This is a genomic window from Pseudarthrobacter sp. GA104, from assembly GCF_009741265.1.
In the GTDB taxonomy this organism is placed as follows: Bacteria; Actinomycetota; Actinomycetes; order Actinomycetales; family Micrococcaceae; genus Arthrobacter.
Map to the genome: position 1 here is coordinate 2,463,704 of NZ_WOWL01000001.1, position 22,131 is coordinate 2,485,834.

A 22,131-nucleotide genomic window follows, 5' to 3' on the forward strand; every position below is an offset into this window, starting at 1 on the left:
ACCAGACCGGGCCCCTTCTCTGCCTGAAGTGTGGGACTAGCCCAGCGCCTTGATGACTTCCTTGGCCACATCCTCGCTGGACTGCGGGTTCTGGCCCGTGATCAGGTTGCCGTCCCGCACAACATTTGACGTCCAGGCGGCAGCATTTTCGATCACCGCACCCTTGTCCCTCAGGGCGTCCTCCACCAGCCACGGCGTGTTCTCGCCGGTGCCGCCGCCCAGTTCCTCCTCGTTGCTGAACACCGTGAGGCGACGTCCCGCGAAAACGAAAGCGCCGCCGTCGTCCGTTGCACTCAATAGCCCTGCGGGACCGTGGCAGAAGGGAGCGATGACCTTGCCGTCCTTGTCCGCCGCCGCCAGGAGCCGGCCGAGGTCGGCGTCCTGGTACAGGTCGGCCATGGGCCCGTGCCCGCCGGGCATCACAACGGCGTCGTAGCCGGACGGGTCGACGTCGGCCAGCACCAGCGGGCGCGAGAGCTCGCCGTCGATTGAGTCGAGGTAGTCGCGGAAACCTTGCGCCCGTTCCTCGCCGCCTGCTGACTCGGGAGCCAGGCTCACCTGGTCCACGGTGGGCTTCGCACCCCCGGGGGTCGCGATGTGGACAGTGTGGCCGGCGTCCAGCAGGGTCTGGTGTGCCACCACCAGTTCCTCCGCCCAGAAGCCGGTGGGGTGTTGGCTGCCGTCCTTCATGGTGAGCGAATCGGCGGCCGATACGACCATCAGAATGTTTGCCATAGTGCTGCTCCTGTCTGTGCTTCTCTACTCGCCTGCTGCTTCAAGTTCAGCGTAGGTTTCCTCGTCCAGGGTGACGCCGGCCGCGGCCATGTTTTCCTCCAGGTGCTGCACTGACCCGGTGCCGGGGATCGGCATCATCACGGGAGAGCGGCGCAGCAGCCAGGCCAGTGCAACCTGGGAAGTGGTGGCACCCAAACGCTTGGCGGCCTCGTCCAGCGGCCCTCCCGGCTGCGCCAGCTCACCCGCGGAAATGGGAGCCCACGGGATGAAGCCGATGCCGTTCTCCTCCGAGTAGCGCAGGACGTCCTCGGAGCTCCGGTCCGTCAGGTTGTACCGGTTCTGGACCGTGGAAACGGTGAAGTGCTTCCCGGCCGCCTCGAGCTCCTCCACGCTCACCTGCGAGAGGCCCAGCGCCCGGACCTTGCCCTCGTCCTGGAGCTCGCGCAGCACGCCGAACTGCTCCTCGGCGTCCACCTTGGGGTCGATCCGGTGCAGCTGGAGCAGGTCCAGGGTGTCCACCTTCAGCTTCCGCAGGCTCAGTTCTGTTTGCTGGCGCAGGTACTCCGGGCGGCCCACGGGGATCCACTTGCCTGGCCCGGTGCGGGTGAAGCCCACCTTCGTGGCGATCTTCAGCCCGTCCTTGAACGGGTACAGCGCCTCGGCGAGGATTTCCTCGCTGATGTTGGGGCCGTAGGAATCTGCGGTATCGATGAAGTCAACGCCGAGTTCGACGGCGCGGCGCACCACCGCCACCGCCGCCCGGCGGTCCGCGGGCTCACCCCAGACGCCGTCACCCACGATGCGCATGGCACCGAAGCCGAGCCGGTTCACGGTTCCCAGATCCTTCAAATCGATCGTTTCGGACAGTTCCAACTGGTTCGTTGTCTCTAGGCTCATAGGGGCGGCAACGTCATAAGTTTGCTGAGTATTCCGCAGGTTCCAGAAATAAGCCGGGCGCCGCCGTCGTTATGCCTATCGTGCCCGCCGCGACCCGGCGGGCACATCCCTGCGAAACGTTCCCGAAAGGCCGGCACCTACCGTGACTCTCCCCCTCTCCATCCTTGACCTGGCAACCATCGGCAAGGGCCAGACGGCGGCGGAGAGCTTCGCGGGCAGCGTGGCCATGGCGCAGAGCGCGGAGAAGCTCGGGTACCGGCGGGTCTGGTACGCCGAGCACCACAACATGTCCTCCATCGCGTCCTCCGCCACGAGCGTGCTGATTGCCCATGTGGCCGCCCACACCGAAAGCATCCGGCTGGGTGCCGGCGGCGTCATGCTGCCCAACCACTCGCCGCTGACCATCGCGGAACAGTTCGGAACCCTGGAGACCCTGCACCCGGGCCGCATCGACCTCGGCCTGGGCCGCGCCCCCGGCAGCGACCAGAACACCATGCGCGCGCTGCGGCGGGATCCCATGTCCGCGGACAGCTTCCCGCAGGACGTGCTGGAACTCCAGGGCTACCTCACCGGTCCCACCCGCATCCAGGGCGTTGAGGCCACGCCAGGCAAGGGCACCAACGTGCCGCTGTACATCCTGGGATCCTCCCTGTTCGGCGCGCGCCTCGCCGCCCAGCTGGGACTGCCGTACGCGTTTGCCTCCCACTTTGCACCGAACGCCCTGCAGGATGCCGTGGCCCTGTACCGCCGCGAGTTCAAGCCCTCCGCGCAGCTGGATGCCCCGCACGTCATTGCCGGCGTCAACGTCATCGCGGCGGATTCCGCCTCGGAAGCGCAGGCCATGCTGCAGGCCACCAAGCGCGCCCGCGTGTCCCTGTTCTTCGGCGGCGGCCGCGAGTTCACCGACGACGAAGCGGACATGATCCTCGACTCCCCGCAGGGCCAGCACGTGAGCCAGATGATGACGTACTCCGCGGTGGGAACGCCCGACGTGGTCCTTGATTACCTGGACGGTTTCGGGCGGCACGCCGACGCCGACGAACTCATTGTGGCCCACCAGAGCACCGGCACCGAGGCGCGGCTGCGCTCCGTGGAACTCCTGGCAGAGGCAGCCGGGCTGGTCCGGGTGTAGCGGGCGGGGTCCTGCGCGTCACGCCCAGCACCCTTTTGGGAATGCACGACGGCGGGTTCCCCGGTTCCGGGCGGCAGGCGCCGGCGTCGTGGTCCAGAAAGCTGCCCTGCGTGACGCCGGCTCTCCATGACAACGGCGCTGTCCGTCGGACTTTTACACATACGCAATAAAGGGGACTTTCGGGGGAAACGGCCGGGGCTGAGCATGGGAACTGCCCCCTCGGGAATTACTGGGATTCCCGGGAGGGGCACCAACCGGTAGTCCGCAGGCGATCCAGCGGCTGTAGTCCCGGCCTGGTCCGGCCTCAAAGGGGTACCTGCATGCCTACGCCGTTGAACCAAAGCGTGGCGGATTCCGCACTGCTCACCCGGTCCCTTCCGCTGGATATGCTCCGCGCCTTCATCCAGTCGGATGCGGCGGACAACGGCCTGACGCCTGCGCTGCTGGCCGAACTGAAAGTGCTGGCACGGGTTCCGGGATTGCTGGTGGCCTGCAACTACGGCGGGACCCTGTGCGACGCCGAAGGCATCTCCACCGAGATCCTGCCCCTGGGCAATGCGGCGATAGCCCTGCGCGCCCTGGCTGCCCTACCCAATACCCACGCCGCCATCATTTCGGGACGCTCGCTCCGCGACCTTGCGGCGGTGTCGCGGCTGCCCGTTGAGGTGCACCTGATCGGTTCGCATGGCGCAGAGTCGGATATGGGCTTCGCGCACGCGCAGACCCTGGCCACCGAATCAGTCCTGCAGAAGGTCAACGCGGCGCTCAATGAAGCCGTGGGGTTCCAGGAGGGCATCTGGATTGAACGCAAACCGGTGGCCGTTTCCGTCCACACCCGCCCGGCGCCGCCGGACGTGGTGGAATCCGTGACGGAAACCGCCCGGGAGATTGCCCGCGCCCACGGACTGTTCTTCATTGTGGACGGTTCCGTGCTGGACCTCTCCGTCGTGGAACCGTCCAAGGCCGAGGCGCTGGAAACCCTCCGGTCCCGGCTCGGAGCCAGCGCCGCGATGTTCGCCGGGGACGCCCACAGTGACGAACTGGCCATCGCCACCCTGCGCGGGCCGGACCTCGGACTCAAGGTCGGCCCGGGGGAGACCGCCGCGGCGCACCGCGTCCGCGACCCCGAAGCCTTCGCCCGGGTCCTGGCCCTCCTCTTCGAGCTGCGGCGGGCCTGGCTGTTCGGCGAGGACGCGGTGGGCCTTGAACGGCACACGATGATCGGCAACGGATCCTCCACCGCACTGCTGACGCCGGACGCGAAGATCTGCTGGATGAGCCATCCGCTGCCGGATTCCGGGTCACTTTTCGCCCACATCCTGGGCGGAGACGCGGCCGGCCACTTTTCCGTGGAGCCGGTCAAAGCCTCCCAGGTGCTGGGACAGCGGTACGTGGACAGCACCATGATTGTTGAGACCCGGTGGGCGGACGTCACGGTCACGGACTACCTTGAGCCCGCGCCCGAGGGCATCACCAGTTTGGTCCGGGTGCTGACCGGCCATGGTGCCGCCCGGATTACTTTTGCTCCCAGGCCGGACTACGCCAACGCCCCGTTCAGCATGGAGGCCCGCGGCGGGGAACTGCACGTGGTGGGGACCTCGGAGCCCATCATCCTGTTCGCGCCGGGCGCCACCTTCAGCATCACCTCGGACGGGCGCCACGCCACGGCTACGGCGGCGGTGAACCTGCAGGACGGTCCGGTGGTGCTCAACCTGCGCTGCGGCGATACCGAACCGCAGCCTGCGGACCCCGGCGGGGAGACGGAGCGGCGGGCCGGGGTGGCCCTGCATGCCCGCCAGTGGGTGCAGAAACTTGCCCTGCCCTCCGTCAAACCCTCCCTGGTGCGGCGGTCAGCCCTGGTGCTCCGCGCCCTGGTCCATGAGCCCACCGGCGCCGTCCTCGCGGCCCCCACCACGTCGCTGCCGGAGGGAATCGGCGGCACAAGGAACTGGGACTACCGGTACTGCTGGCTGCGGGACGGGTCCATGACGGTCAACGCGCTGGTGGACCTCGGCTCCACGGCGGAGGCCGCCGGCTTCCTGGCATGGCTGGGGCGGATCCTCGAACATGCGCCCGGCCCCGAGTGGCTGCACCCCCTGTACTCGGTGACCGGCGCGCCGCTTTCCACGGAGGCCGTCGTCGACAGCCTCCCGGGGTACGCGGGCTCCCGTCCGGTCAGGATCGGCAACGCCGCGGACCACCAGGTCCAGTTGGACGTTTTTGGCCCGGTTGCCGAACTGATCCATGCCCTGAGTGAGCGGGAGGGCGCGCTGGCCGACGACCACTGGGAGCTGATGGTCCAAATGGCCTCGGCCGTCCTGGCCCGCTGGCACGAGCCGGACCACGGCATCTGGGAGGCCCGGCGCGCAGCGCGCCACCACGTCTATTCCAAGGTGATGTGCTGGGTGACGCTGGACCGGGCGCTGCGGACGGCTGCCCGCCACGGCCGGGAGCCGGACCCGGCCTGGGCACCCATGGCAGGCACCATCCGCGAGGAGGTGCTGCGCGAGGGCTGGGACGAGTCGGCGAGGTCCTACACCGTTGCCTACGACAGCCCGGACCTCGACGCCGCCGTCCTGCACATCGGCCTCTCCGGCCTGCTGGACGTTTCGGACCAGCGCTTCCTGGACACCGTCACCGCGGTGGAGCGGGAACTGCGCGTGGGTCCCACCGTTTTCCGGTACAGGTACGACGACGGCCTGCCGGGCCTGGAGGGCGGGTTCCACATCTGCACCACCTGGCTGATCGAAGCGTATGTGGCCGTGGGCCGCATCGATGAGGCCTGGGACCTGTTCGACCAGCTGGTGAACCTCTTCGGTCCCACCGGGCTGCTGCCGGAGGAGTACGACCCCGGCACGGAGACACACCTGGGGAACCATCCGCAGGCGTACTCGCACCTGGGCTTCATCCGCTGCGCGCGGCTCCTGGACGCACACCAGGGCAGGCGATAGTCGGGGTCGGCCGCGGGTACCTAGAGTGGAGGTAGCAGGGACCCAAAAAGACTGAAACGAGACTCATGAAGACCGCGCGCGCCCAAGGGGTGGGGTTCCGCTCCGAACGGGGCCCCATCCTCATTGCCCTGATGCTGTCCACCGGCCTGGTGGCCATCGATTCCACGATCGTGGCCACCGCCGTCCCGTCGATCGTCCGGGATGTGGGCGGTTTCGAGTCCTTCCCCTGGCTGTTTTCCGCGTACCTGCTGGCCCAGGCCGTCTCGGTGCCCATCTACGGCAAACTGTCCGACATGCTTGGCCGGAAGCCCATCATCCTGGCGGGCATCGGGCTGTTCCTGCTCGGATCCGTCCTCTGCGGCATCGCCTGGAGCATGCCCGCACTGATCGCGTTCCGCGCCCTGCAGGGCCTCGGTGCGGGGGCCGTCCTGCCGGTTTCCATCACCATCGCCGGGGACATCTACTCGCTGGAGGAACGGGCAAAGGTCCAGGGCTACCTGGCCAGCGTCTGGGCTGTCTCCTCGGTGGTGGGCCCGAGCCTCGGAGGCATCTTCTCCTCGCTGGGAATCTGGCGCGGGATCTTCCTGGTCAACATTCCGCTGTGCCTCCTTGCCGGGTGGATGCTGTTCAGGACCCTGCACGAAAATGTTGAACGCGCCAAGCACCGGGTGGACTACGCCGGGGCTGCCCTGCTGGCTGTGTCACTGGGCCTGCTGATCCTTGGTGCCCTCCAGGGCGGCCAGGGCTGGGCGTGGAATTCCCCGATCAGCATCGGCATCTTTGTTGTGGGCGCCGTGCTGCTGGCGGTGTTCCTGATGGTGGAACGGCGGGCTGCGGAGCCGGTCCTGCCGTCCTGGGTGGTTTCGCGCCGGCTGTTGGGCACCACCACGCTGGTGTCCTTCGGCGTCGGGGCGGTGATGATCGGGCTGACCTCCTATGTGCCCACGTTCCTGGAGGGGGCGCTGGACACTTCGCCCTTTATGGCCGGCCTGGCGCTCGCGGCCCTGACCCTTGGCTGGCCCCTCAGTGCCTCGCAGGCGGGCCGGTTCTACCTGCGGATCGGGTTCAAGGCCACGGCCTTGATCGGGATCTCCGTTACCGTGGCGGGACTCCTGGTCCTGGCCCTCACGGCCGCCACCCCCAATGTGGCACTGGTGGCCGCCAGCTGTTTCGTGGTGGGGCTCGGCCTCGGGCTGGTTGCCACTCCCACCCTGATCTCTGCCCAGTCCAGTGTTGAGTGGAATGAGCGCGGCGTGGTCACCAGCAGCAACATGTTCGCGCGGTCCATTGGGAGCGCGCTGGGTGTGGCGGTCTTCGGCGCGGTGGCCAACGCGGTCTACGCCACCACGGCCGGCGAAGGCGCGGCACCCGCCGTCGTGGCTGCGTCCGGCGCCGTGTTCCTGGCCGCGCTGGTGGGCGGCATCCTCACCGTGGCGGCCGTGCTGGCAATGCCGGCGGTGAAGGCGGGCGCCTCCCGAAAGGACGACGACGGCGGCACGGGCGGGGAGCCGGCCCTCGCCGAAGCAGAGGACAAGACGCGGTAGGCGCTTTTAGCGGGAAGCGCGGAAGATCTCCGGCGCCGGACGGGTGCCTGTGGCGAGGTCGGCGAGGATGCGGCCAATCACGGGGGTGAACTTGAACCCGTGCCCGGAGAACCCGGCGCCGATCACCACGGGGCCGATCCGGTCCAGGATAAAGTCCTCGTCCGGGGTGGTGGTGTAGGTGCAGCTGATGGCCTCGAAGGAATCGGCGTCCACCCCGGGCAGCCACGTCCGCGCGTAGTCCTGCAGGGCGGCGAGCTGCCGGGGTTCGGGCTGGAAGGAGCGCCGGTCAGGATCAACGAGCGGTCCCACGCCGTGCCAGCCGGCCTTGATTCCCTCACCGGGCGTCTCCATGCCGTACACGGGGGAATACCAGCCCTGGTAGTCCGTACCGGTGCCGGGGCAGTGGTTGAAGCCGGGCCACACTGCGCCCGCGTCCGCCACCCGGAAGTGCGCCGGCTGCTCCTGCGTGACCCGCAGCCTGGGAATCTGCAGCCCCGTACCGGTGCTGTTGCTGAACACCGGGCCCAGGAGCTTGTCCGTCCAGCCGCCGGCCGTGACCACAACCTGCGCAGCGGTGACCACCTCGATGCCGGCGCCGGACTCCAGGCCCAGCCGGACGCCGTCGTCCATCACCTGCAGGTCCACCACCTTGGTGTGGTGCCGGATCTCGGCGCCGCGGGCTGCGGCGAGGCGCTGGAATGCAGGAAGCGCCGCTTCGGGGTTGAGCTGGCCGCCGTCGGGCATGTGCAGTGCCTGCTGGTCGAAGCGGATGCCGCGCCAGCGCTCCCCGGCCTCCGCCGGGGGCAGGAGCTCCGCGCGGATGCCCGCCTGCGTCAATGCCTCGGCGATGTCCGGAAGCCGGGGGTCCGGGCCGTGGTTCACAACCCCCGTCCGCGCCAGCAGCGTCTCACCGCTTTCCTGCTCAAGCTCATCCCACAGGGCCAGCCCCTCTGCCAGCATGGCCACATATTCGGGGCGGTGGTAACCGGGGTTCAGGTTGCGGGTGGTGCCGTGCGAGGCCCCGATCTTGTGCCCCGGCCCGAACTGCTCCACCAAAGTCACATGCCGGCCCCGGCGGGACAGCGCCCACGCGGCGGCCGAGCCCATGGCGCCGCCGCCGATCACCACGGTGTCCAGAACAGTATTCATCAGCCCTCCAAACTCGGGTCAGGTCAGCAGCAGTGCCACGCCGATCATCGCCGGCACGGCCACAACGGTTGTGATCAGCACGGTGTCTTTCGCCACGGTGAGGCCGGTCTTGTACCGGCTGGCAGCCACAAAAACATTCTGCGCTGTGGGCAGGGCGGCGGTGACCACCACGGCGAACAGGACATGGCCTTCAAGCCCCAGCACGAACCGGGCAAAGAGATAGGCCAGTGCGGGCTGGACGGCCAGTTTGAAGCCGCTGGCCAGCAGCGTGTCCAGGCGCCGGCAGGCCGAGGCCTGGAGCGGGCGGGTGCCGTTCAGGCTCATGCCAAAAGCGATCAGCATGGCCGGAATCGCCGCACCGCCGATCAGGTGGATGGGCTCCATCACCAGTTGCGGGACCTGCCAGCCCGTCCCGGCGACGGCCAGGCCCAGGGCCGAACCCACGATCATGGGGTTCCGGAGGATCATCACGATGAAGTTCAGCGGCGTGGTGCGGTGGGAGCTGGTGCTTGAATCCAGGAGCATCAGGAACAGCGGCGTGAAGAAGGCGAGCTGGAAGATGAGCAGCGGTGCCACGTAGCTTGCGTCGCCCAGGACGTACACCGCAATGGGGATGCCCAGGTTGGCGGAGTTCACCAGTGAGGCCGCCATGGAGGACATCAGGGACTCGGGCAGCGAGCGTTTGAGCCAGAACCTGGCGATGGCGAAGAAAATGGCCGCGGTGGCCACTGCCGAGACCGCAGCGACCAGCAGTGGCGCCGCGAAAACCTCGGCGAGGCGGGCTTTGCTCAGCGTTTCGAAAAGCAGGGCCGGGCTGGCCACAAAGAAGGTGAGGGAGCTGAGGACCTGCCGGGCGTTGTCGCCCAGGATCTTCTGCCGGCCCACGAACCAGCCCACCAGGATGATGCACCAGACCACAAAGAACCCGGCGAGGACCCCTAGCAAGGGACAATCCGCAGGGAATCAGCCCGGGGGGTGCGGGGGAGCGGTCTGCCGGAAAGCACTCTCCGGTTACAGGGTGGCGTTGTTAAGCGCGAAAGGGGGCCGCATCATTCCCGGCGTGAGGCCCTCGGCCGGGTCGTTGCCCAGCTGGATCACCCGGTTGTTTTCATCCACGTGGACCACCCGCGGTTCATAGGCCTTGGCCTCTTCGGTGGTCATCTGGGCGTAGGTGATCAGGATGACGACGTCGTTCTCGTGCATGAGGTGCGCCGCTGCACCGTTGATGCCGATCACGCCCGAGCCGCGCTCGCCGGCGATGGTGTAGGTCTCAAGCCGCGAGCCGTTGGTCACGTCCACGATGGAGACGAGCTCGCCGGGAAGGATGTCGGCGGCCTCGAGCAGGTCCAGGTCGACGGTGACCGACCCTACGTAGTGCAGGTCGGCGTGCGTGACGGTGGCCCGGTGGATTTTGGACTTGAACATTGTGCGATTCATAACGGCATCAGTCTAGCGTTGGGGGCCCGCCGGCGCAGTGACGCAGGGAACAGTGACGCCGGGGCGGCTCCTGCGCAGTGACGGGGCCCGTCGTTGCGCTGGCCGGTACCCCTGGACGGACACGCTGGAAGGCCACGCACGACGGCGGCTGGTCACCCGCCGTCGTGCTGTGCCACAGCCGCTGCGGTCGCCGCAAGGGTCTCCCGCGCGGCGAGGATCGCGGGCCGCTGGGCGCTGGAGCGGCGGACGGAGGTGAACACCGTGCGGTGCGGCTTGCCTGGCAGGTCAAGGAGCCGGGCGGTGGTGCCGCGCCCCGTCCACACCAGGTCCGGCATCAGCGCCACGGCGTTCCCGGACTCGATGAGGCGGATCTGTGCCTGAAGGTCCGCGGTTTCAAAACGCACGTCGGGCTCGAACCCCGCGCTCCGGCAGGCCTGCTCGGCCCAGTGGCGGGATGCCGCCCCGCGTGGTTCCATGACCCAGGCGAGTTCCGCGGTGTCCTCGATCGAGGAGATGGCGGGACCGCCGTCGGACGCGGGGGGAACGGCGAGCCGGATGGCGTCGGTGGTGAGCTTGACGCGGTCCAGTTCGGGATAGCGCGGGGCGGCGTGCCCGGGGTACTGCTCGGCGATGACAAGGTCGAAGTCGCGTGCCCACGTCTCGTGCAGCGCCGTTTCCGGCTCACGCTGGATCATCTCGATGCGAACTTCGGGATACGTACTGGCCATGCGCGTCAGGGTCTCGGGCATGAGCGCCAGCGCGGCCGACTGGAACACTGCGATCCGCACTGTGCCGGTCACGGTGGTCAGGGACGCCGCAAGGTCCGCCTCGGCCTGTTCCATGGTCTGCAGCAGGCTTGCGGTGTGGGCCACCAGGACCTCCGCCTGCGGGGTGAGCTGCACCCGGCGTCCCGTCTTGCGCAGCAGCTCCACGCCCACTTCCTTTTCCAGCAGCGCCAGCTGCTGGGAGACTGACGACGGGCTGTACTGGAGTGCTTCAGCCACCTCCGCGAGCGTCCCCCGGATGCTCAATTCCCGGAGCAGGCGCAGCCGGCGGACGTCAAGCATGAGGAAATCCTTACCGAAACTAACGAATATAGGTTAGAAGTAGTCACTTTATCTAATGCAAGCCCCCTTGCATACTGTTGGGACCGAGTTACCCCCGTCACAAGCGATTTTTCGCGCGCCGTGGCGGGGTCGCACCCCCCAAGCAGGAGTTCCTGATGAGCACACGAGACATGACCCAGTCGATCATGCGGCGCAAGCCGATTGACGACATTGAAGAAGAGAACAAACATAGTGGCCTCTTTAAGTCACTCGGGCTTTGGCAGCTGACGGCAATCGGCGTTGGCGGCATTATCGGCGTCGGCATCTTCTCCCTCGCGGGGCTGGTGGCCGCCGGTAGCGAAACCACACCCGGGGTGGGGCCCGCGGTACTGATTTCGTTCCTGATTGCCGGCCTCGCGTCGGCAGCGGCAGCACTGTCCTACGCGGAGTTCGCGGGCATGATTCCGCGCGCCGGGTCCGCCTACACCTACGGGTACGTGGCCTTGGGCGAGATCATCGGCTGGTTCATCGGATGGGACCTGCTGCTGGAATACATCGCCATTGTGGCCGTGGTGGCCATCGGCATCTCCGGCTACTTTGATGCCTTCCTCTCCGGAATCGGCATCCACATGCCGGTCTGGATGACATCCACCCCGGATGAGGGCAAGGGCGGAATCGTCAACATCCCCGCCATCGTGGTCTGCCTGATCGTGACCTGGATCCTGTCGCGCGGAACCAAGGCGTTCGGCCGGTTCGAACTGGTGGCAGTGGCCATCAAGGTGGTCCTGATCCTCTTCATCATCGGCCTTGGTGTCTTCTACATCGACACCAACAACTACAACCCGTTCATGCCGTCCGGCTTCGGCCCGGTTCTTGCCGGTTCCGCCACCGTATTCTTCGCGGTCTTCGGCTACGACGCCATGAGTACCGCAGCGGAGGAGGCCACCGACGGCAAGAAGCACATGCCCAAGGCGATCATCCTGTCGCTCATCATCGCCATGCTGCTCTATGTGGCAGCCACCCTGGTCCTCACGGGCATGCAGAACTACAAGGACATCGACCCGAAGGCCGGGTTCGCGTCAGCCTTCACCAGCGTGGGGCTGCCGGTCATTGCCACCATCATTTCCGTCTTCGCGGTGCTGTCCATCCTCACCGTGATGCTGACGTTCCTGCTCGGCGTTACCCGCGTCTGGTTCTCCATGAGCCGCGACGGGCTGCTGCCCGGCTGGTTCTCCAAGACCGACCGGCACGGCACGCCGCAGCGCGTGACCTGGATCGCGGGCGTCGCCTCCGCGCTCCTGGCGGGTGTGTTCCCGATCAAGGCAGTCGCCGACCTGACCAACATCGGCATCCTGGCGGCGTTCGTCGTCGTCTGTTTCTCGGTCATCGTGTTCCGCTACAAGAAGCCCGATGCCCCGCGCGCGTTCCGGCTGCCGTTCATGCCGCTCGTCCCGGCCTTCGGGGTGCTGGCCTCCGCATTCCTGATGTTCCAGCTGCACTGGGAAACGTGGGCGCGGTTCGGCGTCTGGCTCGTCATCGGCCTTGCCATCTACTTCTTCTATGGCAAGAAGAACTCGCTGATGAATCCCGACAGCCCCCGGCATGAGGAGATTGTGGAGATGCACCGCCCCGTCGGCTGACGCTCTATCACTTAACGTCGCTTAAACACGGACGCTCTCTCACTTAACGTCGCTAAACCTCGGACGCTCTATCACCTTCCTGTGGAGGGTGAACTGGTCCCCGGAAGTTGGACTGGCCAAATAGGATCCTAAGCTGCGAGGGCCTGGGCACGGTATTGGACCGGGCTCAGGCCCTTGAGCTTTGTTGAGATTCTTTTGGTGTTGTACCAGTGGATGTATTCCTCGACGGCGGTTGCCAGGGCGTCGGTGTTGAGGAACCGGACGCGGTGGAAGAATTCTGACTTGAGGTGGCCGAAGAAGTTCTCCATGACCGCGTTGTCGTAGCAATTTCCCTTGCGGGACATTGATTGGACCGCGCCGGCGCCCGCGATCAGGGTGCGCCAGGAGGCGTGCCGGTATTGGAAGCCTTGGTCCGAGTGCACCAGCGGTTGCTGACCGGGCTGCAGGCAGGTCAGGGCCTCACGCAGGGAATCGTTGGTGAGCGCAAGGTTCGGGGATGAGCCCAGCGAGTAGGAAATGATCTGCCGGTCGAAGAGGTCCATGACCGGTGAGAGGTAGAGCTTCCGGTCCCCGACGCTGAATTCCGTCACATCAGTTACCCACTTCTGGTTCGGTGCATCAGCGTCGAACTCGCGGTTCAGCACGTTGGGCGCGACCGCGCCCTGTTCGCCTTGGTAGGAGTTGTAGCGCTTCCGGCGCCGGACCTTGCAGACCAGCCCGAGTTCCTGCATCAGCTTCAGCACAGTCTTCTTCGCGACCGTCCACCCTTGTTTGACCAGCTCGCTGTGGATGCGGCGGTGCCCGTACCGGCCATGGTTCGTTTCGAAGATCTCCGTGACCGCGGCTTTGAGTTTCTCTGTCGGGTCCGGCGCCTGCAGCCGGGGCTGGTGATAGAAGAACGTGGACCTGGCCAGCCCGGCGATGTCCAGCAGGACACCAAGCGGATAGTCAGCCTTGAGGGAAACGACGGCTTGAACCTTTACCGTCGTCCCTGTTCCCTCAAGGCCCGCAGTTTTCCCAGGTACGCCACCTCAGCGCGCAGCCGTTCGTTCTCCCGCCGCAACCGCTCAAGCTCGGGCAAATCCGCAGGCGGCGGGGAATCGGGTTTCCGCGGCCGGCCTTTGGGCTTCGGCCGCAACCCGTCCTCGCCTTCGAGCCGGTACGCCCGGACCCACTTTTGCAGCAGCTCACGGGAGGCCAGACCTGCCTCGACTGCCAGATCCGGGCCGGACTCGCCCGCGAGGAAGCGCTCGACCAGGGCACGTTTGAACTCAAACGAGTACGACCTCACCGCCCTGCCCACCAGCACTGCTTGCCCATGAATCCTCCACCGCCCATACAGTGCCCTGACCGGCACACGAGGCGCATCCAGCACCCGGGCCGCCGACCCATACCCGACACCCTTCTCAAACAACGCTACAGCCGCCTCGCGCTGCGCCTCAGACAATGAACTACGTGCATGCATAAAACTGCTCCCCGGAAGTCGGAACTGAATTTCTCAGTCCAACTTCCGGGGAGCAGTTCAGGGTGATAGAGCGTTTCGGTTTTTCCCGCATTAAGTGAGAGAGGGTGGCAAGTACGGTTCGCCGCGTGAGGGACGGGCCGGTGGGGGAAGGGCAATCCTGCCGGGTTCAATGGTTCATTTTTTCTAACCGGTATTGCTTAGAAAAGATCGCTTTATCTTATGTGACTGGAAGCTCATACTGGTTGATAAGACCTCCTTGAACCCCAGAAAGATCGGGAAAACAATGACCCACATTGCAATGGAACCCGCAGCTGCCGCCGGAACTGCGCCCCGGACCGTCGACGTCGACGTGCCCCAGGCCAAGGCCCTGGCAGCCGACGCCGTGGCGCTGGTCCGCCACTGGCTGACCGAGGCCTCGAAGGTGCCCGTGGACGCTTCGGCCCAGCAGCTCGCCGGCGTCCTGAAGGACCCCAACGGCCTGGAATTCACCGTTGGCTTCGTGGACGGCGTGGTCCGCCCCGAGGACCTGAACGTTGCCGCCCGCAACCTCGCGGCACTGGCGCCCAAGGTCCCCGCGTTCCTGCCCTGGTACATGCGCAGCGCCGTAGCGCTGGGCGGAACCATGGCTCCGGTCATGCCGCAGGTGGTCATCCCCATTGCCCGCAAGGTCCTGCGCGAAATGGTGGGCCACCTGATCGTTGACGCGACCGACGCCAAGCTCGGGCCCGCGATTGCCAAGATCCGCAAGGACGGCATCAAGCTCAACGTCAACCTCCTCGGCGAGGCTGTCCTTGGCGAGCACGAGGCCTCCCGCCGGCTCGAAGGAACGCACGCCCTGCTGGCGCGCCCCGACGTCGACTACGTCTCCATCAAGGTCTCCTCCACCGTTGCCCCGCACTCCGCCTGGGCCTTCGACGAAGCCGTGGAGCACGTGGTGGAAAAGCTCACCCCGCTGTTCACCCGCGCAGCTTCGTTTCCCAAAGCCAAGTTCATCAACCTCGACATGGAGGAGTACAAGGACCTGGACATGACCATCGCGGTCTTCACCAGGATCCTGGACAAGCCCGAATTCAAGGACCTGGAAGCGGGCATTGTGCTCCAGGCCTACCTCCCGGATGCCCTGTCCGCGATGATCCGGCTGCAGGACTGGGCGGCTGAACGGCGTGCCAACGGCGGCGCCGCCATCAAGGTGCGTGTGGTCAAGGGCGCAAACCTGCCCATGGAGCAGGTGGAATCCTCCCTGCACGACTGGCCGCTGGCAACCTGGGGCAGCAAGCAGGACTCGGACACCAGCTACAAGAGTGTCATCAACTACTCCCTGCACCCCGAGCGGATCAAGAACATCCGGATCGGCGTGGCCGGCCACAACCTGTTCGACATCGCCTTCGCCTGGCTCCTTGCCAAGCAGCGCGGCATCGCGGATAGCGCACAGCAGAGTATCGAGTTCGAGATGCTCCTGGGCATGGCCCAGGGCCAGGCCGAAGCCGTCAAGAAGGACGTCGGCTCCCTGCTGCTCTACACGCCGGTGGTGCACCCGGCCGAGTTCGACGTCGCCATTGCCTACCTGATCCGCCGCCTCGAAGAGGGCGCCAGCCAGGACAACTTCATGTCCGCCGTGTTCGAGCTGGATAAGAATGAAGTCCTGTTCGAGCGCGAGAAGCAGCGCTTCCTCGCCTCCCTCGCCGAACTGGACAACCGTGTCCCGGCGCCCAACCGAAAGCAGAACCGGAGCCTGCCGCCCGTCCCCAGGCCGCACGACCACTTCGAGAACACCCCGGACACGGACCCGTCCCTGCCCGCCAACCGCGACTGGGGCCGGGCCATCCTGGACCGCGTCCCGTCCTCCACCCTGGGCAGCGCCTCCGTGAAAGCCGCCTTCATCAATGACGAAGCAACCTTGAACGGCGCCATCCAGGCCGCCGTGGAGAAGGGCAAGGCCTGGGGTGCCCTGTCCGGCGCCGAGCGCGCCGAAATCCTGCACCGCGCCGGCGACGTCCTGGAGGCGCGCCGCGCCGACCTGCTTGAGGTCATGGCCAGCGAAACCGGCAAGACCATTGACCAGGGCGACCCCGAGGTCAGCGAAGCCGTGGACTTTGCCCACTACTACGCCGAGTCCGCACGCAAGCTGGACGCGGTCGACGGCGCCACGTTCGTCCCGGCGAAGCTCACCGTCGTAACCCCGCCCTGGAACTTCCCGGTTGCCATCCCCGCCGGGTCCACCCTCGCGGCACTCGCCGCCGGCTCCGCCGTCGTGATCAAGCCTGCCAAGCAGGCCGCCCGCAGCGGCGCCGTCATGGTCGAAGCCCTCTGGGAGGCAGGCGTCCCGAAGGACGTCCTGACCATGGTGCAGCTGGGCGAGCGGGAACTGGGCAAGCAGCTCATCAGCCACCCGGCCGTGGACCGCGTGATCCTCACCGGCGGCTACGAGACCGCCGAACTGTTCCGGTCCTTCCGCCAGGACCTGCCGCTGCTGGCCGAGACGAGCGGCAAGAACGCCATCATCGTCACCCCCAGCGCGGACCTGGACCTGGCAGCCAAGGACGTGGCGTACTCCGCGTTCGGGCACGCCGGCCAGAAGTGCTCGGCCGCGTCGCTGGTGATCCTGGTGGGATCGGTCGCCAAGTCCAAGCGGTTCCACAACCAGCTCATCGACGCCGTGACCTCCCTCAAGGTGGGCTACCCCGAGGACCCCACCAGCCAGATGGGCCCGATCATCGAACCCGCCAAGGGCAAGCTCCTCAACGCCCTCACCACCCTGGGCGAGGGCGAGAACTGGGCCGTGGAACCGAAAAAGCTGGACAACACCGGCCGGCTCTGGAGCCCGGGTGTGCGCTACGGCGTCAAGCGCGGCTCCTACTTCCACCTGACCGAATTCTTCGGACCGGTCCTGGGCGTAATGACCGCCGACACCCTTGAGGAAGCCATCGCCATCCAGAACCAGATCGAGTACGGCCTCACCGCAGGCCTGCACTCCCTGAACTCCGAGGAACTGGGCGTCTGGCTGGACAGCATCCAGGCCGGAAACCTGTACGTGAACCGAGGCATCACCGGCGCCATCGTGCAGCGCCAGCCGTTCGGCGGATGGAAGAAGTCCGCCGTTGGCGCTGGCACCAAGGCCGGCGGGCCAAACTACCTGGCAGGGCTCGGCGATTGGGCGCCCGCCACGGCCTCGGCGCATGCCGCTGTCACCAACCCCGGCGTGCGGCGCATCCTCAACGCTGCCGGCGCTGCCCTGCAGCCCGCCGAGCTCGAGTCCGTGCACCGGGCCCTGGCGTCCGACGCCCAGGCGTGGACGGAGGAGTTCGGCACAGCGAAGGACGTCTCCGGCCTCAGCGCGGAGCGCAACATCTTCCGCTACCGCAGCCTGCCCGTGACGGTCCGCCTGTCCGAAGGCGCGCCGCTGGGCCACCTGGTACGGACTGTGGCAGCCGGTGTGCTGGCGGGTTCTGCGCTCACGGTGTCCTCCGCCGTCGAACTTCCCGCCCAGCTGCGCACCGTGCTCACCGCGCTGGACATCGAAGTAACGGTAGAGTCCGACGCCGAATGGCTGGCTTCCGCGGGCCGGCTCGCCGCGGCGGGGAAGCTTTCCGGCGCACGGGTCCGCCTCATCGGCGGCGATGCGGCAGGCCTTGCCAAGGCCACGGGCGGCCGTCCCGACCTGGCAATCTATGCCCACCCGGTCACCGAAGCCGGCCGCGTGGAACTGCTGCCCTTCCTGCACGAGCAGGCCGTCAGCATCACCGCCCACAGGTTCGGAACGCCCAACCATCTTTCGGACGCCCTGATCTAGAGCCCTGATCCAGGAGTTGCCGGCGCAAGCGTGCCGGCACAAAGAGGGCCGGACGCTCACCTTGCGGTGACCGTCCGGCCCTCTTCGGCCTGCGGATACTAGCCCAGGTACCACCCGGGCGGCGTCCACGTGACTGGAACGCTGTGGGCCGAGAAATCCTCGCACCGGGTGCAGGTGTAGGCGACTTCACCCAGGGTGCCTACCGAACCGTCGCGGCGGTAGGTGGGCGGAATGTAAGACTCAAGGTAGACAAACTCGTCAGTGCGGCATCTGTCACAGGTAGGTTTGCCGACGTATCCGGAGTCGGTGGTGGCAATGCCTGCACCGAGCCTGGAATTGCGGGTTCCAAGCGGCCGCGCAGGGGCGTGTGAGCGGGCATGGGCCGGGCTGTAATGGGGGTTCTTGGCTGTCGTCATTGGCTGCCTGTCCCGAGCCGGAATCCTGGCATGCAGGAGCGGCCTCGTGTTTGGATGACGGCCGGCTGCTTGACCCTGGAAAATTCAGCATAAGCGATGCGGCCTTCCGCAATCAATGGAAACACCGGCTTGGCTTCGTCTGCGGAACACCTTGGGGCGTTATGCTGGTCGGTTAATGGTCCTGCCCACAATTGACTGCGTCAGGGCGTCAATGACTTCGGCGTTGGCCAGCGGGTTGCGGATCAGGGTGAAGTCCACGTCGCCCACCGCGGGCAGGTCGAAGCGCCGGGTAATGATCTTCAGGTCCTCCGGGACGAGCGACGACGGCATGACGGCGACGCCGATCCCCGCCCGTACCGCCGCCAGCACACCGCTGATTTGCCGTGTTGTGCAGGTGATCCGCCAGGTCCTGCCATGGGACTCGAGGGCGTCGATGGCCAGTTTGCGGCTCAGGCTGGGGGACGGGTAGGCGATGAGCGGAACGGGGGCTGACGGGTCCAGCGTTGTCTGCTCCAGGCCCACCCAGGAAAAGGAATCGTGCTGCACCACCGTTCCGTCCTTGGCTCCGGCCACCCATTTCACGAACACAAGGTCCAGTTGCCCCGCGTTGAGCTTCCGGTACAGCTGGTCGCTTTGGCCCACCGTGAGTTCAAGGTTGATCTGCGGGTAGATCTGCCGGAACTCCCGCAGGATCCGCGGCAGGCCTGTAATGGCAAGGTCGTCAGCAGTACCGAACCGCAGCCGTCCGCGCATCGCGGAACCGGAAAAGTACCGTGAAGCGGAGTCGTGCGCAGCGAGGATGTTCCGGGCGAACCCCGCCATGGCGTCCCCGTTGTCAGTGAGCCGGACGTCCCGCGTGTCCCGGCTGACCAGTACCCGCTTGGCGGCCGCCTCCAGCTTGCGGACATGCTGGCTGACCGTGGGCTGGGCCAGTCCGAGCCGCTCGGCGGCCTTTGTGAAACTGAGTGTTTCCGCCACGGCCAGGAAAGAGCGCAGCTGGGCTGGTTCGAACACTATGGACTCCGGGGGCGTCGGGGTGGACGTTGCTGTATTGCAGTCTGCAATAGGAGTTATAGGGACGATACGTCTCCATAATCCGGTGCCTCCAGCCTAGCGTTAAGGACATCCCGGACCGCACGCACTGTGAGGACACACCTGTGGCACCCCCACCGCCTTCATCGGCAACCGTCACCCAGCCCGTCATCGACACCGCACACTCCGCCCCGCCAGATAGCCAAACCCGGCGCGACCAAACCCAACCCAACCAAACCCAGCCCATCGCCGTCGTCAGCGAACGCCTGCCATGGAAGCACACGTTCATCTCCCTCAGGGTTCCCAACTTCCGCATCTTCGCGATCGGCCACTTCATCGCCGTAGTCGCCATCTGGATGCAGCGGATCGCCCAGGACTGGCTGGTGCTGGAACTCTCCGGCTCCGTGACCGCAGTTGGCATCACCGTGGCGCTGCAGTTCCTGCCGTCCCTGCTCCTCGGGCCTTGGGGAGGGATGATTGCGGACCGGTTCGCCAAGCGGAAGATCCTGATCCTGTGCCAGGGCATGGCCGCGGTCCTGGCCGCCGCTCTGGCAGCCCTTGCACTCAGCGGCGCCATTGAGGTGTGGCACGTCTACCTCATCGCACTGGTGCTTGGCCTGGTGACCGTCCTCGACCAGCCGGCACGCCAGGTGTTCGTCAACGAACTGGTGGGGCCCAACTACCTGCGCAACGCCATCAGCGTCAACTCCACCACCTTCCAGCTGGGCGGCCTGATTGGCCCCGCCCTGGCAGGATGGCTGCTGACCGCCGTGGGGGCGGGCTGGGCCTTCGCCGGCAACGCCTTCGCCTGCTGCACTACGGTGGCCATGCTGCTCATCCTGCGCAAGGACCAGTTGTTCGTCAGTGCGCCCACCCCGAAGAGCAAGGGCATGCTGCGCGAGGGGCTGCGGTACGCGTTGGGCAAGCCCACCATCTACTGGCCGTGGCTGATGGCCGGCTTTATTGCGGTCTTCGCCATGGGGCTGCCGGTGGTGCTCGCTGCCTACGCGGACCACGTCTTCAACGTGGGTGCCGGCGGCTATGGCCTCCTGAACGCCCTGGTGGCGCTCGGCGCGCTGGCCGGGGCTGTGGCGTCCACCCGGCGCCGCCACCTCCGGCTGCGGTCCGTGGTGTTCTGCGCGGGAATGTACGGCGCCATGCTCTGCCTGGCCGCCCTGGCCCCGTCCATGCCGGTGTTCGGCGCAGTGATGGTGCTGTCCGGGTTCTGGTGCCTCATGTTCCTCACCGGGTCCAACCAGCTGGTCCAGGTCAGCTCCAACATGGGCATCAGGGGCAGGGTGATGAGCCTGTACATCATGGTGCTGATCGGCGGCCAGGCCATTGGTGGCCCCATGCTCGGCTGGGTCGCTGAACATGCCGATCCGCATGTGGCGCTGATGGTGTCCGGCGGGGTGCCGGCCCTCGCGGCCGTGACCGTCGCACTGATCCTGGCACGCAAGGGTTCGCTGCTGCTGCGGGTGGACCTCAAGGACCGTCGGCAGCCCGTGAGGATTGTCCGGCGGGCGGCGGCGTAGCCTGCGGCTAAAGCGCCCGGTGCGGGTAAGCCTCTTCCCGTTTCTGGAATTCGAGCACGTCCTTGTTGCGGACCACGCCGTCGCGGATCTCGATGGCGCGGGAAATGGTTTCGTTGCCGTCCCATGCCTCGGGGCCGCTGACCACAGTTTCCAGGAACGGCAGCAGGGCCTGGCTGATTTCCCAGCTGGCGGAGTTCCAGAGGTAGGACGGGCTGTGGTCAACGGCGTAGTAGTTGATATGGTCGCCCACCGTGAACATGGGGTCCGCGAAGGTGGTGGACCGTGCCCAGCTGAAACCCATTCCCTCGTCGCATGACACGTCCACGATGAGGCTGCCCGGGTTGAACGCGGCGAGGTCCTCCGTGCGCAGATAGGTCAGCGGGTTGTTGGGATCCTGCAGGGTGCAGTTGACCACGATGTCGCTCTCGGCCAGGAACGGCGCCAGCGGCACCCTGCCCCGTTCAGTGATGACCTGACTGAGGAAGGGTGCTTCGGCGTCGTGATCGAACTGGACGATGTTGACCGAGTGGATGGGGGCGCCGACGGCGGCCACCCCGCGGTTGGTGAGCACCTGGACGTCGTGGATGCCATGGGCATTCAAGGCCGTAACGGCGCCGCGTGCCGTAGCGCCGAAACCGATGACTGTGGCGCTGAGCCGGCGTCCGTAGTCGCCGGTTGAGCCGGTCAGTGCCAGTGCGTGGAGCACTGAGCAGTACCCTGCGAGCTCGTTGTTCTTGTGGAAGACGTGCAGCCCGAAGCCGCCATCGCTGGCCCAGTGGTTCATGGCCTCGAAAGCGATCAGCGTGAGCTTCTTGTCAATGGCCAGCTGCGTAATGGCGCGGTCCTGGACACAGTGCGGCCAGCCCCAGAGGACCTGGCCGTCCCGCAGGTCGGACAAATCCTCCGCTTGCGGCTTCGGCAGGAGGACGACGTCGGCCTCCGCCAGGAGGGCCTCCCTGCCGGCCATCCTGCCCACCAGGGTGGAGAGGTGCGCGTCCGAAACGCCGAAGCGTTCCCCGTAGCCGTGCTCAAGGATGATGTGCTGGCGGATCTCCGGCGCAATGCGCTCGAAATGAAGGGGATGGATGGGGAGGCGGCGTTCGTCCGGTTTCCTGGTGGACGCCAGCACGCCAAGGGTGAGTTGGCTCTGTTGGCCGGTCACTTCTTTTTGGCGGCCTTGCTCGAGGTGATATCCAGGGAACTCGCCGGCGCTGCGGCGGCCCGCTTATCTGCGCGCTTTTCCTTGATGGACTTGCCGGATTTCTTGGATGCTGCTTGACGGGGGGACTTGTCAGCCATGATCGCTCCTGTAGTGGAACCGAATAGGTTCCTGACTACTGACGATACAGGGCGGTACCTAAT

General features: G+C 66.5%; 18 protein-coding genes. 6 read left to right on the plus strand and 12 right to left on the minus strand.

Annotated elements, in window-relative coordinates:
* Window positions 1-36: 36 nt before the first annotated feature.
* A complete protein-coding gene (locus GK109_RS11185; RefSeq protein WP_157240446.1) occupies window positions 37-735 on the minus strand; it encodes a type 1 glutamine amidotransferase domain-containing protein in 699 nt (232 codons plus the stop codon).
* A gap of 24 nt (window positions 736-759) precedes the next feature.
* The gene (locus GK109_RS11190) at window positions 760-1,632 is read right to left on the minus strand and encodes an aldo/keto reductase (RefSeq protein ID WP_157240447.1); all 873 of its coding nucleotides are present in this window, start codon (window positions 1,630-1,632) and stop codon (window positions 760-762) included.
* Window positions 1,633-1,774: 142 nt separating this feature from the next.
* On the opposite strand from GK109_RS11190, the gene GK109_RS11195 reads away from it, so the two are divergent.
* From GK109_RS11195 to GK109_RS11205, 3 genes are all read left to right on the plus strand, one after another.
* A complete protein-coding gene (locus tag GK109_RS11195; RefSeq protein WP_321214685.1) occupies window positions 1,775-2,764 on the plus strand; it encodes an LLM class flavin-dependent oxidoreductase in 990 nt (329 codons plus the stop codon).
* 320 nt (window positions 2,765-3,084) lie between these two features.
* Entirely contained in the window at window positions 3,085-5,715 is a 2,631-nt protein-coding gene (locus GK109_RS11200; protein ID WP_197432447.1) for a trehalase-like domain-containing protein, read from the plus strand.
* Between the two features lie 65 nt (window positions 5,716-5,780).
* Entirely contained in the window at window positions 5,781-7,259 is a 1,479-nt protein-coding gene (locus GK109_RS11205; protein ID WP_157240451.1) for an MFS transporter, read from the plus strand.
* 6 nt (window positions 7,260-7,265) lie between these two features.
* On the opposite strand, the gene GK109_RS11210 is transcribed toward GK109_RS11205, so the two are convergent.
* From GK109_RS11210 to GK109_RS11225, 4 genes are all read right to left on the minus strand, one after another.
* Window positions 7,266-8,408 carry an FAD-dependent oxidoreductase gene (locus GK109_RS11210; protein WP_157240453.1) on the minus strand — a complete coding sequence of 381 codons (1,143 nt, stop codon included), beginning with the start codon at window positions 8,406-8,408 and terminating at the stop codon, window positions 7,266-7,268.
* 18 nt (window positions 8,409-8,426) lie between these two features.
* Window positions 8,427-9,353 carry an AEC family transporter gene (locus GK109_RS11215; RefSeq protein ID WP_157240454.1) on the minus strand — a complete coding sequence of 309 codons (927 nt, stop codon included), beginning with the start codon at window positions 9,351-9,353 and terminating at the stop codon, window positions 8,427-8,429.
* 66 nt (window positions 9,354-9,419) lie between these two features.
* Window positions 9,420-9,845, minus strand: coding sequence for an aspartate 1-decarboxylase (panD, locus tag GK109_RS11220; protein WP_197432448.1), 426 nt, complete (start codon window positions 9,843-9,845; stop codon window positions 9,420-9,422).
* Window positions 9,846-9,997: 152 nt separating this feature from the next.
* Window positions 9,998-10,912, minus strand: a complete 915-nt coding sequence (locus tag GK109_RS11225) for a LysR family transcriptional regulator (protein ID WP_157240456.1) — start codon at window positions 10,910-10,912, stop codon at window positions 9,998-10,000.
* 155 nt (window positions 10,913-11,067) lie between these two features.
* On the opposite strand from GK109_RS11225, the gene GK109_RS11230 reads away from it, so the two are divergent.
* A complete protein-coding gene (locus tag GK109_RS11230) occupies window positions 11,068-12,531 on the plus strand; it encodes an amino acid permease (protein WP_157240458.1) in 1,464 nt (487 codons plus the stop codon).
* Window positions 12,532-12,659: 128 nt separating this feature from the next.
* Here the strand turns inward: GK109_RS11230 and GK109_RS11235 are convergent, their stop codons facing one another.
* Window positions 12,660-13,463 (minus strand): IS3 family transposase, encoded by an 804-nt coding sequence (locus GK109_RS11235; RefSeq protein ID WP_370460774.1) that lies wholly within the window; start codon window positions 13,461-13,463, stop codon window positions 12,660-12,662.
* A 47-nt stretch (window positions 13,464-13,510) separates the two neighbouring features.
* Window positions 13,511-13,834: a helix-turn-helix domain-containing protein gene (locus GK109_RS22365; RefSeq protein ID WP_370460487.1), complete on the minus strand. Its 324-nt coding sequence runs from the start codon at window positions 13,832-13,834 to the stop codon at window positions 13,511-13,513.
* A 445-nt stretch (window positions 13,835-14,279) separates the two neighbouring features.
* Here GK109_RS22365 and GK109_RS11240 point away from each other — a divergent pair, with 445 nt between their 5' ends.
* Window positions 14,280-17,786: a bifunctional proline dehydrogenase/L-glutamate gamma-semialdehyde dehydrogenase gene (locus GK109_RS11240; protein WP_157240460.1), complete on the plus strand. Its 3,507-nt coding sequence runs from the start codon at window positions 14,280-14,282 to the stop codon at window positions 17,784-17,786.
* A 98-nt stretch (window positions 17,787-17,884) separates the two neighbouring features.
* Here GK109_RS11240 and GK109_RS11245 read toward each other — a convergent pair whose 3' ends face one another.
* Both GK109_RS11245 and GK109_RS11250 read right to left on the minus strand, forming a co-directional pair.
* Window positions 17,885-18,202, minus strand: a complete 318-nt coding sequence (locus GK109_RS11245; protein ID WP_157240462.1) for a hypothetical protein — start codon at window positions 18,200-18,202, stop codon at window positions 17,885-17,887.
* Window positions 18,203-18,361: 159 nt separating this feature from the next.
* Window positions 18,362-19,216: a LysR substrate-binding domain-containing protein gene (locus GK109_RS11250; protein WP_321214677.1), complete on the minus strand. Its 855-nt coding sequence runs from the start codon at window positions 19,214-19,216 to the stop codon at window positions 18,362-18,364.
* Between the two features lie 143 nt (window positions 19,217-19,359).
* Between GK109_RS11250 and GK109_RS11255 the strand changes: the two genes are divergently transcribed.
* Window positions 19,360-20,769 (plus strand): MFS transporter, encoded by a 1,410-nt coding sequence (locus GK109_RS11255; protein WP_370460545.1) that lies wholly within the window; start codon window positions 19,360-19,362, stop codon window positions 20,767-20,769.
* Between the two features lie 7 nt (window positions 20,770-20,776).
* Here the strand turns inward: GK109_RS11255 and GK109_RS11260 are convergent, their stop codons facing one another.
* Both GK109_RS11260 and GK109_RS21920 read right to left on the minus strand, forming a co-directional pair.
* Window positions 20,777-21,931 (minus strand): N(5)-(carboxyethyl)ornithine synthase, encoded by a 1,155-nt coding sequence (locus GK109_RS11260; RefSeq protein WP_370460546.1) that lies wholly within the window; start codon window positions 21,929-21,931, stop codon window positions 20,777-20,779.
* Entirely contained in the window at window positions 21,928-22,068 is a 141-nt protein-coding gene (locus GK109_RS21920; RefSeq protein WP_197432449.1) for a hypothetical protein, read from the minus strand. Before GK109_RS21920 ends, GK109_RS11260 begins: the two co-directional genes overlap by 4 nt.
* Between the last annotated feature and the right edge of the window lie 63 nt (window positions 22,069-22,131).

Excerpts from the sequence above, each read along its gene's own strand:
- GK109_RS11185 (WP_157240446.1), bottom strand. The coding sequence starts at position 735 with ATGGCAAACATTCTGATGGTCGTATCGGCCGCCGATTCGCTCACCATG.
- GK109_RS11190 (WP_157240447.1), bottom strand. The coding sequence starts at position 1,632 with ATGAGCCTAGAGACAACGAACCAGTTGGAACTGTCCGAAACGATCGAT.
- GK109_RS11200 (WP_197432447.1), top strand. The coding sequence starts at position 3,085 with ATGCCTACGCCGTTGAACCAAAGCGTGGCGGATTCCGCACTGCTCACC.
- GK109_RS11205 (WP_157240451.1), top strand. The coding sequence starts at position 5,781 with ATGAAGACCGCGCGCGCCCAAGGGGTGGGGTTCCGCTCCGAACGGGGC.
- GK109_RS11210 (WP_157240453.1), bottom strand. The coding sequence starts at position 8,408 with ATGAATACTGTTCTGGACACCGTGGTGATCGGCGGCGGCGCCATGGGC.
- panD (WP_197432448.1), bottom strand. The coding sequence starts at position 9,845 with ATGAATCGCACAATGTTCAAGTCCAAAATCCACCGGGCCACCGTCACG.
- GK109_RS11225 (WP_157240456.1), bottom strand. The coding sequence starts at position 10,912 with ATGCTTGACGTCCGCCGGCTGCGCCTGCTCCGGGAATTGAGCATCCGG.
- GK109_RS11230 (WP_157240458.1), top strand. The coding sequence starts at position 11,068 with ATGAGCACACGAGACATGACCCAGTCGATCATGCGGCGCAAGCCGATT.
- GK109_RS11240 (WP_157240460.1), top strand. The coding sequence starts at position 14,280 with ATGACCCACATTGCAATGGAACCCGCAGCTGCCGCCGGAACTGCGCCC.
- GK109_RS11245 (WP_157240462.1), bottom strand. The coding sequence starts at position 18,202 with ATGACGACAGCCAAGAACCCCCATTACAGCCCGGCCCATGCCCGCTCA.
- GK109_RS21920 (WP_197432449.1), bottom strand. The coding sequence starts at position 22,068 with ATGGCTGACAAGTCCCCCCGTCAAGCAGCATCCAAGAAATCCGGCAAG.